Origin of the sequence: Nocardia seriolae NBRC 15557 (genome assembly GCF_007990715.1) — a bacterium.
Lineage (GTDB): Bacteria > Actinomycetota > Actinomycetes > Mycobacteriales > Mycobacteriaceae > Nocardia > Nocardia seriolae.
In genome coordinates, this window is sequence record NZ_BJWY01000094.1 from 1 (window position 1) to 13,512 (window position 13,512).

Here is a 13,512-nt window from a genome sequence, read left to right on the forward strand (position 1 = left end):
GCCTTTGACTCCAGCGGGCGCGGCCGTTGTACCCGGATCGACAGGGTATCGGCTGTGATCCGGGTCCGCGGACCTGGATCCGGTGTGTGGCGACGCATTCGACCGATATTGTGGTGCGTCGGTCACCGCGGATCGGGTTCATCCAGGCGCGGTACATTCGCTCTCGATGAAGACAGGTTTCGTTTTGCGGTATGTCGGTCCAGTGCGGGGGGAAGAGCCGGTCGGTAGGTGCGGGGAATGACCGCATCGGCGCCCGCCACCCGTCACTCCCGGCGGGCGCGCGGTCGGGGGACGCGCATTCGGACCCTGCCACAACTGCTTTCGGCCGCCGTGGAGGCGAATCCCGACGGGATCGCCCTGTGGTACGCGGGGGAGGCGCTGACCTACGCCGAACTCTACCGGCGGTCTTCACGACTGGCGCGGGTGCTGATCGGGCGCGGGCTCGGGCCCGAGGATCGCGTGGTGGTCGCGCTGCCGCGCTCGATCGATGCCATGGTGGCGGTGTGGGCGGTGGCGAAGTCCGGCGCCGTGTACGTGCCGGTCGATCCGAATTACCCCGCCGAGCGGGTCCGGTATATGCTGGCCGACTCGAATGCCGCGCTGGCCATTTCGCGCACCGGGTGGCATTCCGAATGGAATAAGGATCGGCTGGATATCGATTCACCCGAGTGCGCCGCGGCCCTGGCGAATGTCTCCGATCGGCCGGTTTCCTACATCGAACGGGTCCGCCTGTTGCACGGCGACAATGCGGCCTACGTCATCTACACCTCCGGATCGACGGGAAAACCCAAGGGCGTCACGGTCGCTCACGCCGGTATAGCCGGACTCTGCGCCGAGATCTCCCGCCGTTTCGACGTGACCCGCGACGCGCGGACACTGCATTTCGTCTCGCCGAGCTTCGATGCCGCGGTACTGGAATTGCTGCTCGCCCGCGGAGTGGGCGCGACCATGGTGATCGCGCCCGCCGATATCTACGGCGGCGACGAGCTGACGGAATTGCTGCGCGCGCAGCGGGTGACCCACGCCTTCCTCACTCCCGCGGTGCTGGCCGGTATCGACCCGTCCCGGCTGCCCGAACTGCGGGTGCTGCTGGTGGGCGGTGAGGCCAGCCCGCCCGAGCTGGTCGCGCGCTGGTCGCAAGATCGCGCGTTCTTCAATCTCTACGGTCCGACCGAGAGCACCGTCGCGGTCACCATGAGCGATCCGCTCACCGCCGCCGATACCGTCACGGTCGGAGCGCCGATCCCGGGCGTGACGGCCCTGGTGCTGGACGCGCGGTTGCGACTGGTCCCCGACGGCGCGGCCGGTGAGCTCTATATCGCGGCCGCCGGACTCGCCCGCGGCTATCACGACCGCCCGGCCCTGACCGCCGACCGGTTCGTCGCCTACCCGGGCGGTATCGGCGAGCGCATGTACCGCACCGGTGACGTGGTCCGGTGGGTCACCGGCAAGCCCGGCGGTCGCGAGCTGGAATACCTGGGCCGCAGCGATTCCCAGGTCAAGGTCCGCGGCTTCCGGGTGGAACTCGGCGAGATCGACGCCGCGCTGGCGGCCGATGATTCGGTGGCACTGGCGATCACGACCGCGCGCTCGCTGGCCAACGGCGAAACAGCCTTGGTCTCATACGTGCTGCCGCGCACGGGTGCGGAGCCGGACGCGGTCGCCCTGCGGGAGCGGGCCCGGGCGACGCTGCCCAGGCACGCCGTCCCCGCCGCGATCGTGGTCATCGACGAGGTTCCGCTCACCCCGGCGGGCAAGCTGGACCGCGAACGACTACCCGAGCCGGTGCTGGGCGGGCGCGAGTATCGCGCACCGGCGGGCGCGGCCGAGGTCCTGATCGCGGAGGAGTTCGAGCGGCTGCTGGGGATCCAACGGGTGGGGGCCACGGATGACTTCTTCGAACTGGGCGGCAATTCGCTGCTGGCCATGCGGCTGCTGGGACGGCTGAGCGCGGCCTTCGGAATCAAGATCTCGGTCGAGACGGTGTTCGACCATCCGACCGTCGCCGCCCTCGCGGCAGTGCTCTCGGTGCGATCCGGTGCTGCCGTGCGGTCCGGCGCGCGGGCCGAATGCGCGCCCCCGGTACCGCAGGCGCGCGGTGACCGGTCTCCGCTCTCGCTGGCTCAGCAGCGAATGTGGTTCCTGGCCAGGCTGGATCCGGAATCGGCGGCCCACCACATCCCCATCGCGCTGCGGTTGTCGGGCGCGCTCGACGTGGCGGCGCTGGCGGCGGCCGTGCGCGATGTGGTCGAGCGGCACGAGGTGCTGCGGACCGTGTATCCGGAGATCGACGGGGTCGGTTACCAGCTCGTGCTGGCGGCCGAGCGGGTCCCGCTGGATCTGACGCCCCGCCCGGTCGACGCATCGGAGCTGCCGGGCGAGCTGGCCGCACTGGCATCGCGTGGCTTCGATGTCACGCGGGAAGTGGCGTTGCGGGCCGGACTGTTCCAGGTCGCCGACCGTGAATTCGTACTCGCCGTCGTGGTGCATCACATTGCGGCGGAAGGCTTTTCGCTGGATCCGCTGACCCGCGACCTGACCGTAGCCTACCTCGCCCGGACGCAGGGGCACCCGCCGGCGTGGACACCGCTGCCGGTGCAGTACGCCGACTACGCGATCTGGCAGCGGGAACTGCTCGGTTCCGGCGACGATCCGGATTCCCTGCTGTCCCGCCAGCTCCGGTATTGGCGCGACACTCTGGCCGGACTGCCCCCGCTGCTCGACCTGCCGACCGACCGTCCCCGCCCCGCGGTGCTCGCAACGGCCGGGGCCGCTTACGGATTCGAGATCGACGGCGAGCTGCGCGCCGGGCTCGAGCGACTCGCGCGCGATCGCGGCGCATCGCTGTTCATGGTGGTGCACGCCGCCCTCGCCGTCGTCCTGGCCAGGCTGGCGCGCACCGACGACATCGCGATCGGCACCCCGCTGGCCGGGCGTGGCGCGCGCGAGCTGGACGACCTGATCGGCATGTTCGTCAATACCCTGGTGCTGCGCACCGGAATCGACGCGGCCGAGCCGTTCGCGCGGCTGCTCGACCGCGTCCGCGAGACCGACCTGGCCGCCTTCGACCACGCCGACGTGCCCTTCGAATGCCTGGTGGAGGCCCTGGATCCGCCCCGCACCGAGGCGTATCAGCCGCTGGTCCAGGTGCTGCTGATCTTCCAGAACCTCGGCGAACAGGCACTGGCGCTACCCGATCTCACCATCGCCGGTGTCGAATCGGAGTGCGATATCGCGGAATTCGATCTGGAGCTGACCGTCGTCGAGCAGCCCGGCGGCGGGCTGCACTGCTGCTGGCGCTACGCCACCGATCTTTTCGACCAGACGCGCATGGCGGCGCTGGCACGGCAGCTGAACCGGGTGCTGGCCGCGGCCGTGGCCGACCCGGACCTGCCGGTGGGGGACCTGCCACTGCTGACGGCGGCCGAACGCGCCGCGCTGACCGTGGCGGGATCCGGTGCGCGGCAGCCGGTGTCGCCGGGCACGCTGCTCGACCCCTTCCACGCCTGGGCGGCCCGCACATCCGATGCCGTCGCCGTGGTGTCCGACGATCGGAGCTACACCTACGCCGAATTCGCGGCGTGGGTGAACAGGCTCGCGCGAGAGCTGATCTCCTACGGCGTCGGGCCCGAGACCCGGGTGGCGGTGGCCATCCCGCGGTCGCCGGAGATGCTCGCGGCGATCTACGCCGTGCTGACCGCCGGCGGCGCGTACGTGCCCATCGACCCCGACCACCCGGCCGAGCGCATCAGGCACATCCTCGATACGGTCCGGCCGGTGTGCGTGCTGACCGCGGGCACCAGGATCGACACCGCGGCGGTGCCGGAGGTGTCCCTGGAATGGCTGGATCTGTCGGCGCACCCGACCGATCCGGTCACCGACGCGGAGCGCCGTGCGCCCCTGCGGTTGTCGAACGCCGCCTACGTGCTGTTCACCTCCGGGTCCACCGGCCGCCCCAAGGGCGTGGTGGTCACCCAGGCCGCCGTGGTGAACCAGATGGCCGGGATGCGAGGGCAATACGACCTGCGGCCCGCCGACGCGTTCCTGCACAAGACGCCGGTCACCTTCGACGCCTCGGTCTGGGAATTGTTCCTGCCCTTGCGGATCGGCGCGCGGCTGGTGGTGGCACGCCCCGGCGGCCATCTGGAACCGGACTACCTGCTGGCGACCGCGCGCCGCCACGACGTGGCGATGCTGGAGTTCGTGCCCTCCATGCTGGCCGTGCTGCTCGCCGACCCGAATGCCGAACTGCCCGGGGGAGTCCGGTACCTGTCCGTCGGCGGCGAGGAACTGCCGCCGGGACTGGTGGCGCAGGTCCGGGAGCGGCACCCGGCCGTCGTCGACAACACCTACGGGCCCACCGAAGCCACCGTCACCTCGACCTTCCACCGCTGTGCGCCCGCCGACGGCAACCGGGTGCCGATCGGGCGTCCGGTGCCCAACACCGGTGTCCGCGTGCTGGATTCGCGACTGCACCCGGTGCCCACCGGCATCCCGGGCGAACTGTATCTGACCGGCTCGCAGCTGGCGCGCGGATACGAGGCCACCGGTGGGCAGACCGCGCACCGCCTCGTCGCCGACCCGGACGGCCCGGCGGGCACCCGCATGTACCGGACCGGCGACCTGGTCGTCATGCGCGCCGACGGTGCGCTGGAGTTCCTGGGCCGCACCGATTTCCAGCTGTCGCTGCACGGATTGCGGATCGAGCCAGGTGAGGTCGAAGCCGCACTGCGCGCACATCCCGCCGTGGACCGGGCGACCGTGGTCCTCCGCCGCGAACAGCTGATCGGGTATGTGACCGCCGCGGGCGAGGATCGACCCGACGTCGAGGCCGTACTGGCCACGGCCCGGGATCGGCTGCCCGGCTACATGGTTCCGGCGCAGGTGGTCCTGCTCGACGAACTCCCTTTGGGCGCAACGGGAAAGCTCGACCGCGCCGCCCTCCCGGAGCCGGTGCTGCCCGCGCGCGAGTTCCGGCCGCCGGTCACCGTCGACGAATATGGCGTGGCGGCGGTGTTCTCCGAGATCCTCGGCATCGACCGGGTGGGACGCGACGACGACTTCTTCGCGCTCGGCGGCACCTCCCTGACCACCATCCGCGTGCGCGCCGCGCTCGCCGAAAAGCTGGAGCTGCCGGTGCCTTTGCGCCTGCTGTTCGCCCACCCCGGAGTCGGTGATCTCGCGGCGGCCCTGCGCGACGAGCCCGCCGCGGCCACGACCGGTCCGGACCCGCGCGCCGACGCCGTCCTCGATGCCGCCATCACCGCGAGCGGTTGTATCCCGGCCCGGAGCGGGGCACCGCAGACTGTGCTGCTGACCGGCGCGACCGGCTTCCTGGGCGTTTTCCTGCTGCGGGAACTGCTCGAGCACACCTCGGCCACGATCTACTGCCTGGTGCGCGCCGGATCCGATGCCGCGGCGCGGGAACGGATCCGGACCGCCGCGCAACGCTATCGGCTCGACCTCGGCGCGCACGCCGACCGGATCGTCGCCGTCGCCGGTGATCTCGCGCAGCCGCAATTGGGTTTGAGCGCAGAACATTTCGCCGAGCTCGCGGAACGCATCGAGGTCGTCTGCCACAACGGCGCGCTGGTCAATCACCTCGAACCCTATGCGCGCATGCGCGATGCGAACGTCGGCGGTACCGCCGAGGTGCTGCGCCTGGCCGCCACCACCCGGGTCAAGCCGGTCCACTACGTCTCGACGGCCTCGCTGGCGGCGGCCACCGCGGGCGAGCCGCCGAGCGGCGTGCCGGGCTATGTGCTGAGCAAATGGGTGGCCGAGCAGCTCGTCGCCGCCGCGCCCGATCGCGGGATCCCGGCGGTCATCCACCGGCCCGGCCTGATCGCGGGCGACACCCGCACCGGAGCCGGAAGCACCGACGACGCCGTGTGGACCATGGTGCGCGCCATGGTGATTCTCGGCATGGCACCGGAGCTCGGCGACGTCGCGATCGAGGTGCACCCGGTGAATCACGTGGCCGCCGCCATCACCGGCCCGCTGCGGCACTCCGGTGGCGCGGCGGTCGAATCCGGGCCGTACCGGGTGTCGCTGCGGGATCTGATCGACCGGCTCATCGGCCGGGGACACCGGCTGCGGCCGGTCGATCCGGAAGGCTTCGGCGCGGCCCTCGCGGCGGCGGCCGAACAGGCGGCCGCCGCCGGAGACCACACCCTCGCCCGGGCCGCCGCCCTGAGCATCAACTTCACCGGCTTCGGTGCGGTCGCCGAGGGAGAAACCGGACAGCGGTGCCCCACGCTGGACGGGGACGTGCTCGACCGCTATCTCGACTACTTCACCGACATCGGGTTCCTCCCGTGCCCGGGCGCCCGCGACGCCTCGATCCCCAGCACCGGCGCGCAGTTCGCCTGACCGCCGACGGCGGTGACTACCGGAGCAGTCGGGCGTCACCGCCGGATTCGGTTCGCAGGCGCAGGTTTTCGGCCACCTCGCGCTCCCAGACCTGGTTGGCCTTGGTGGTGTCGACCTCGAATTCGAAGCGGTGGCGCGACTTCGGGTCGATATCGGCGGTGTCGACGTAGAACTGGTCGTACCAGCGGCGGAGCTGGTAGATGGGGCCGTCCTCGTCGCACAGCAGCGGGTTCTCGATCTTGGATTTGTGCTTCCAGATCTCGACGTCCTGGAGGAAGCCCTCGCCGATGCCCGCGGTCATCTTGGCGGCCAGGCGATTCGCCAGATCGTCGGGGATGCCCTGGGGCTTTTCCAGGGTGATCCCGTATTGCAGGACGAAGGAATCCTGGGTGACCGGGTAGTGGCAGTTGATCAGGACGCTGCGAACCTCGTACCCGCCGTAGATGTTCAGCAGCGGATTGATCATGTACGCGGGACCGTAATAGCTGGCCTCGGACTTCAGCAGGGTGTCACCGGCGTATTTGGTGGCCATGCCGATATCGGGTCGGCCCTTGGTCTCGAGGAACTGAGTGGCGACATGGCCTTCGAAGACCGTCTTGAAGTAGGTCGGGAAGGCGTAGTGGATGTAGAAGAAGTGCGCCATGTCGACGATATTGTCGATGATCTCGCGGCAGTTGGAGCCCTCGATGAGCAGGGAGGTCCAGGTCCACGGGGTCCAGGCGTCGGAGTGGACGCCGGTGGGCGTGCCGGCGGCGTCGGTGAACGGCCCGGCGATGTGGGGGATGCTCACCTCGGGCGGGGGCGGGTTTCCCTCGTGGTCGTGCCAGACGAACAGCTGACCGTTGCGCTCCAAGGTGATCCAGGAGCGGGTGCGGGCCAGCGGCGGCACCCGGCGGGCATAGGGGATGTCCTTGCACTTGCCGTCGCCGCCCCAGCGCCAGTCGTGGAACGGGCAGGCGATCTCGTCACCCTTGACCTCGCCCATGGCCAGGTCGCCGCCGAGATGACGGCAGTAAGCGTCGAGCACCCGGAGTTCGCCCGCGCGGTCGGCCCACACCACGAGCTTGGTGCCGAAGGCGTTGACCGAGTGCGGTTTTCCGTCGCGGAAGTCAGCTGCCAGGCCCAGGCAGTGCCAGCCGCGGGCGTAGCGGGCCGGGGGCGTGCCCACGTCGATCTCGCGGACGTTCCTGCCCCGGACTTGCTGGGTCGCCACCGCTTCCTCCTTGTGAACGTGTTTCAGAACAGATTCAGGTTCGTGGCGCCGGGTGCGGTGCGGCAATGGTCGAAAGTCCCTAAGGGTTGGGAACTTCGCCCGTCGGCAAACTGTGCGCGCGAGCCGGATCGTGACTGGAACACGTTGCAGTTTGGCGGCTCGGGCCGCCGACCGACCCCAGGAGTGCCGCCGATCATGACCCACGACATCACCGAGCGTGGCGCCGCCCTGCTGCCGAGCCTGCGCGAGCGCGCGCAGGAGACCGAGGACCTGCGCCGCATTCCCGACGCGTCGATCAAGGACCTCCAGGAGAGCGGCTTCTTCACCCTGCTGCAACCGCGCCAATGGGGCGGGCGCGCCTGCGATCCGGTGGTCTGCTACGACACCGTGCGCACGCTCGCGAGCGCCTGCGGCGCGACCGGCTGGGTGGCCGGCATCCTCGGCATCCACAACTGGCACCTCGGCCTCTTCGATCAGCGTGCGCAGCAGGACGTCTGGGGCGCGGATCCGAACGCGCGGGTGGCGTCGTCCTACGCGCCGATGGGATCCGGCGTCGAGGTCGCGGGCGGCTATCGGGTCAGCGGTGCGTGGGCCTGGTCGTCGGGCTGCGATCACGCGGACTGGGTGGTGGTCGGCGGACCGGTGCTGCGCGAGGGGAAGCCGGTCGATTTCGGTTCGTTCCTGATCCCGCGCACCGACTACCGCATCGACGATGTCTGGCATGTGGTCGGCCTGCGCGGCACCGGATCCAACACGGTGGTGGTGGACGAGATCTTCGTGCCCGAACACCGCTTCCTGAGCTTCCGCACCATGGGTGAACTGAAATCGCCGGGCCTGCGGGTCAATACCGACCCCGTGTACCGGATGCCCTGGGGGACGATCCATCCCACCACCATCTCGACCCCGATCGTCGGCATGGCCTACGGCGCGCTGGCCGCCCACCTCGAACATCAGGGCGCCCGGGTGCGGGCCGCGTATGCCGGTGAGCGGGCCACCGACGACCCGTTCGGCAAGATCCGGATCGCGGAGGCCGCCAGCGATATCGACGCGGCCTGGCGTCAGCTCTCGGGCAATGTGGCCGCGGAGTACGCGTGTCTGGTGGCGGGCCTGGACGTTCCGCTGACCCTGCGCGCCACCGCGCGCCGCGACCAGGTCCGTTCCACCGCGCGCGCCACCGCCTCGCTCGATAGACTGTTCGAGGCGGCCGGGGCCGGCGCCCTGGTCGATGGCACCGCGCTGCAACGCTTCTGGCGCGACGCCCACGCGGGCCGGGTGCACGCGGCCAACGACGCCGAGCGGGCTTACGTCATGTACGGCTCCCACGTCTTCGGATTGCCGCTGGGCGACACCATGGTCTGAGCGGTCATTGCCTTTGTTGCTTACCGAACGGTGCAATTTCATAAGTCTGCAGTTCGGTGACTTTGGACCCTTCTCGCGATCTCGCGCCGCCGAGCATGCTCTCCTCTCGGAGAGGTGCGTTCGCGGTACCGAGAAACCTGCAGGCAAGGGAGGGCCGTTGTTGCGCGCGTGTGAGGCATGGTCGCCGGAGACGTATCCGGGAATTGTGGTGCGCGCCAACGGCCAGGTCCCGATGCTCGAGGCCGAACGGATGGCGGGCGCGGTCGGCCGCCTGCTGACCCGGTTCCGGATCGAGCGATCCGCGCGCATCCGCATGACCGGTGGCCCGTGCGTGGACGGGTCGATCCTGATCCAGGTGAATCTGGAATCCGGTGCCACCCCGCTGCGGGTCCAGACCCTCATGCACGGGCGCGGTGACGCGCTGCCGGTCATCGTGCGACTGGAACGCCAGCTGCGCGGTGCCGGGCGGAGCTGGTCGCCCCGCCCGTGGCCCGATCCGACTCGCCCGCCGCTGGATTGGCCCGGACCGGGCGTCGTCGCCCGGCGCAAGCAGGTGGCGCTCGCACGCGTCGAACCGATCTCGGCGGCGATGGCGATGGACGCGATGGACTACGACGTCCACCTGTTCACCGACGCCGACACCGGTTGTGATGCCATCGTCTACCGGGCCCTGCCCACGGGAGTGCGGCTGTTCCGGCAGCGCTGCGGGTCCCCGCCGCGCGGTGCCGCGGCCACCGAGCCGCACGGCCCGCTCATCACCAATCCCCGTCCGGCCCCGGTCCTGACCGAGCGCCGCGCCGCGGACCGGCTGTGCGAGTTCGGCCTGCCGTTCCTGTTCTATTCCGATGCCGCGACCGGGCGCGGGCGCCTGATGTACCGGCGCTACGACTCCGGTGTGGGGCTGATCGAGCCCGTCGCGAGCTGAATGTGGCGGACCGGCGGGACCAAATCCGCCCCCGACCTGCCGGAAGCCCGGAAACGTCGGGGCCGAGGGCCCGGCGGGCCGGGGACCTAGGTCTCTGGGGCGCGACCGCGCGGACGGCGATGCTCGATACAACATCGGCACAGGGAGGAAAACCCATGGCGGACACCAGCGCCCGCGATCCGGAAACGTGGCCGGCCCCGATCATCGCCGCCGTCGACGGCTCGCAGATGGCCTACCGGGCGGTGGCCTGGGCGGCGGCCGAGGCCGAATTGCGGCGGTGGCCATTGCACATCGTCGTCGCCTACGGCGTGGAGCCGCGGCGGGAGAAGTACGCGCCGGTGACCGAGGCCGAGCGCGAGGAATTCCGGTGGGCGGCCGAAGACATTCTGGCCGAGGCGATCCGCGTCGCCCGCGACGTGACCGCGGGCGCGGACGTCTCGATCACCACCGAGGCGATCGACGCCCCCGCCCTGACCACGCTGGTCGAGATGTCGGCCACGGCCCGGATGATCGTGGTCGGCAATCGCGGCCGCGGCACCATGCGCCGGGCGCTGCTGGGCTCGGTGAGCGCGGGACTGGCGCGCCGGGCGCACTGCCCGGTCACGGTGGTGCACGACAGCACCGAAGCCGGGGTGGGGGCCTCGGGCAGGCCGGTGGTGGTCGGCGTCGACGGCACCGAGAACAGCATGCCCGCCGTCGAGACGGCGTTCGAGGAGGCGTCGCGGCGCAAGGCCCCGCTGCTGGCGGTGCACGCCTGGCGCGAGAGCAGCGGTTTCGACCTCGAGGTCGTCGGCTGGGAGACCATCCGGCGCAGCGAGGATCGCGTGCTGGCGGAATCGCTGGCCGGTTTCGGCGAGCGGTTCCCCGAGGTCGCCGTCGAGCGCGTGGTCACCTGCGACACCCCCGTGCACGCCCTGCTCGAGCACACCGAGGACGCGCAACTGCTGGTCGTCGGCAGTCGCGGGCGCGGCGGTTTCGCCGGGCTGGTGCTCGGGTCGGTCAGTATCGCCATGCTGCACGCCGCGACCTGCCCGGTCCTGGTGGTCCGTTCCGAGGAGAAGGAAATCCGATGACCCCCGATCACGAAACCATCCGTGCGGCACTGGCATTGGCGGTGCGTGCACCGTCGGTGCACAATACTCAGCCCTGGTCGTGGCGGATCGGTGATCGCAGCGTCCAGCTGTACGCCGATTGCAGCCGCCGCCTGCCGCACGCCGATCCCGACAGCCGCGAGCTGCTGCTGAGCTGCGGTGCGGCACTGCATCATCTGCGCGTGGCCATGCGGTCGCTGGGCTGGGACACCGAGGTGCACCGGCTGCCCAATCCGGCCGATCCGATGCATCTGGCGTCGGTCGAGTTCCATCGCGCCGCCCCCGACGAGGAGTCGGTTCGCCTGGCGCGGGCCATCTCCCAGCGGCGCAGCGATCGGCGGCGGTTCACCTCCTGGGAGATTCCCGACGGCCAGCTGGCGCATCTGATCGAGGCGGGCGACATGCCGGGGGTGCGCGTGCACACCGTCGATTCCCCGGGCGATCGCTCGCGGCTGATGCGCGCGTTCCAGCAGGCGGCCGAGGCCCACGCCGCCGATCCGGCGTACCTGGCCGAATTGGCGGCCTGGAGTGGGCATCACGCCGACCCCGAGGGCGTCCCGGCCCGCAACGCGGTCGCCGCCACGGGGGACCCGACGGTGCGGCCCTTCGCCGACCCGCGGCTGGCCGAGGCGGTGCTGACCGATACCGAATCGGCTCGAATGCTGCTGCTGTGCACCAGTGACAACGACCTGCTGGCCTGGCTGCGCGCCGGTGAGGCCGCCAGCGCGATCATGCTGGCCGCCACCGTCCGCGGCCTGGCCAGCTGCCTGCTCACCGAACCGGTGGAACTGCCGGCGGTGCGCGAGCGGATCCGCACCGAACTGCTGGGCGGCTTCGGGCACCCGCAACTGGTGATCCGGATGGGCTGGGCCGCGAGCAGCGCCGATCCGATCCCGGCTACGCCGCGGCTGCCGCTGGACGCGGTGGTGCGGCCGCTGGAACCTGCGGATCGAGGTTGAGTGTCGTGGCCGGGAAAAGCGTCATGGCCGCGAAAACCCCGCTCACGCTGCGGCTGTGGCGGCTGCGGCCCTGGAGCTCGAACCCGCTCATGCGGACCTCCGATCGCTGGGAGTCGGTGCTGCGCCTGCTCGTGGTCGTCGTGGCGCTGCTCATGATCCCGATCGCGGGAGCGGCCGGGACCATCGCCTACGGCGGTGCGACCACGCGCATCGGTGCCGAACGCGCCGCGAAGGTGCACATCAGCGCCACCGCACAGGCCGATGCCGTGCAGACCGTGGCACCGGGGCCCTACCGTGCCGCCCGGTACCAGGTGCCGGTGCGTTGGGTGCGCGACGGCACGGAATCGACCGTGGTGCTCACCCTCGACGAACCGGTGAAAGCCGGTGCCGCCGTTCCCCTGTGGATCGGCGCCGACGGCAAGCGCACCGACCCGCCGCCCGGCCCCGAGGCCGCGGCCTACGAGGGGATCGGCACCGGGCTGCTGGTGCTGGGGCTGACCTTGGCCCTGGCACTGTTCGCCCTGTCGGGTCTGGACGCCCTGCTGGCTCGGCTGCACGGTGCGCGCTGGGAAGCCGAGTGGCGCACCGTCGCCCGGCCGATCGGCACCTGAGCCGGACGCGTAACGCCCGATCCGGGCATAGAACCCAAGTGAGACAACGAGTTTCGAGGTGATGATGATGACCGGGAGCGATTCCGCCCCGCTGCCGATCGTGGTGGCCGTGGACGGGTCCGCGGTGTCCTATCAGGCCGCGGCATGGGCCGCGGCCGACGCGGCGCTGCACGGCGTGCCGCTGCGGATCGTCAATTCCATCTATATGCCGGTGGGTTTCGGGCCCGCGGCCATTCTGTCCGACGCCGATCTCGAGTATCTGACCCGCGATGGCGAGCGCGTGGTGGAGGAGGCGCTGCGAGTGGCCCGCGTCGCGGTGCCCACCGAGACCCTCGAGATCTCCTCCGAGGTGACCGCCGAACCGATCATCGATCACCTGATCTCGGCCTCGCGGCGCGCGCGGGCCCTAGTGGTGGGCGCACGGGGGCTGGGCGCGCTGCGTCGCGGCCTGCTCGGCTCGGTGAGCAGCGCGGTGGCCCAGCACGCGCACTGCCCGGTCGCGGTGATCCACGCCAGCGCCGCCGATCCGGTGTCGGCGGAGAAGCCGGTGCTGGTCGGTGTCGACGGCACCGACAACAGCGTGCCCGCGCTCGAATTCGCCCTCCGGGAGGCCTCGCTGCGCAAGGTCGGCGTGACCGCGCTGCACGCCTGGACCGATGCCACCGGGTTCTACCTGCCCGTGCTGGGCTGGGACGACGTTCGCCGGCGCGAGGACCAGCTGCTCGGCGAGCAGCTGGCCAAGATCACCGAGCACTACCCCGACGTCCCGGTCAAGCGAATCCTGGTGATGGACCGCCCGGTTCGGGCCCTGCTCGAGGAATCCGAGAACGCGCAGCTGCTGGTGGTCGGCAGCCATGGCCGCGGCGGATTCACCGGAATGCTGCTGGGCTCCACCAGCACCGCCCTGCTGAACAGCGTGGAGTGCCCGGTTCTGGTGGTGCGCGGTCCGCGCTGACCGAGGGATCGGATCCCCGCGGGCCGA

Annotated in this window: 8 protein-coding genes; 7 read left to right on the top strand and 1 reads right to left on the bottom strand. The window is 70.8% G+C overall.

The features are described from left to right. The first annotated feature begins 237 nt into the window (after positions 1-237). Complete coding sequence (locus tag NS2_RS24935; RefSeq protein WP_147207297.1) at positions 238-6,372, top strand: non-ribosomal peptide synthetase; 6,135 nt, start codon at positions 238-240, stop codon at positions 6,370-6,372. A 16-nt stretch (positions 6,373-6,388) separates the two neighbouring features. On the opposite strand, the gene NS2_RS24940 is transcribed toward NS2_RS24935, so the two are convergent. Continuing rightward, the gene (locus tag NS2_RS24940) at positions 6,389-7,585 is read right to left on the bottom strand and encodes a 3-ketosteroid-9-alpha-monooxygenase, oxygenase component (protein WP_036551136.1); all 1,197 of its coding nucleotides are present in this window, start codon (positions 7,583-7,585) and stop codon (positions 6,389-6,391) included. A gap of 195 nt (positions 7,586-7,780) precedes the next feature. Between NS2_RS24940 and hsaA the strand changes: the two genes are divergently transcribed. The 6 genes from hsaA to NS2_RS24970 all read left to right on the top strand — a co-directional run bounded on the left by hsaA (position 7,781) and on the right by NS2_RS24970 (position 13,485). Next, on the top strand, positions 7,781-8,944 hold the full coding sequence (hsaA, locus tag NS2_RS24945; RefSeq protein WP_036551133.1) for a 3-hydroxy-9,10-secoandrosta-1,3,5(10)-triene-9,17-dione monooxygenase oxygenase subunit: 1,164 nt from the start codon (positions 7,781-7,783) through the stop codon (positions 8,942-8,944). Between the two features lie 157 nt (positions 8,945-9,101). Next, entirely contained in the window at positions 9,102-9,869 is a 768-nt protein-coding gene (locus tag NS2_RS24950) for a sigma 54 modulation/S30EA ribosomal C-terminal domain-containing protein (protein ID WP_045438036.1), read from the top strand. Between the two features lie 155 nt (positions 9,870-10,024). Next, complete coding sequence (locus tag NS2_RS24955; protein WP_045438034.1) at positions 10,025-10,942, top strand: universal stress protein; 918 nt, start codon at positions 10,025-10,027, stop codon at positions 10,940-10,942. After that, complete coding sequence (locus NS2_RS24960) at positions 10,939-11,919, top strand: Acg family FMN-binding oxidoreductase (protein ID WP_033088436.1); 981 nt, start codon at positions 10,939-10,941, stop codon at positions 11,917-11,919. Before NS2_RS24955 ends, NS2_RS24960 begins: the two co-directional genes overlap by 4 nt. 5 nt (positions 11,920-11,924) lie before the next feature. Beyond that, positions 11,925-12,530 carry an Rv1733c family protein gene (locus NS2_RS24965; RefSeq protein WP_143161306.1) on the top strand — a complete coding sequence of 202 codons (606 nt, stop codon included), beginning with the start codon at positions 11,925-11,927 and terminating at the stop codon, positions 12,528-12,530. A gap of 67 nt (positions 12,531-12,597) precedes the next feature. Next, positions 12,598-13,485: a universal stress protein gene (locus NS2_RS24970; RefSeq protein WP_096490861.1), complete on the top strand. Its 888-nt coding sequence runs from the start codon at positions 12,598-12,600 to the stop codon at positions 13,483-13,485. Positions 13,486-13,512: the final 27 nt, after the last annotated feature.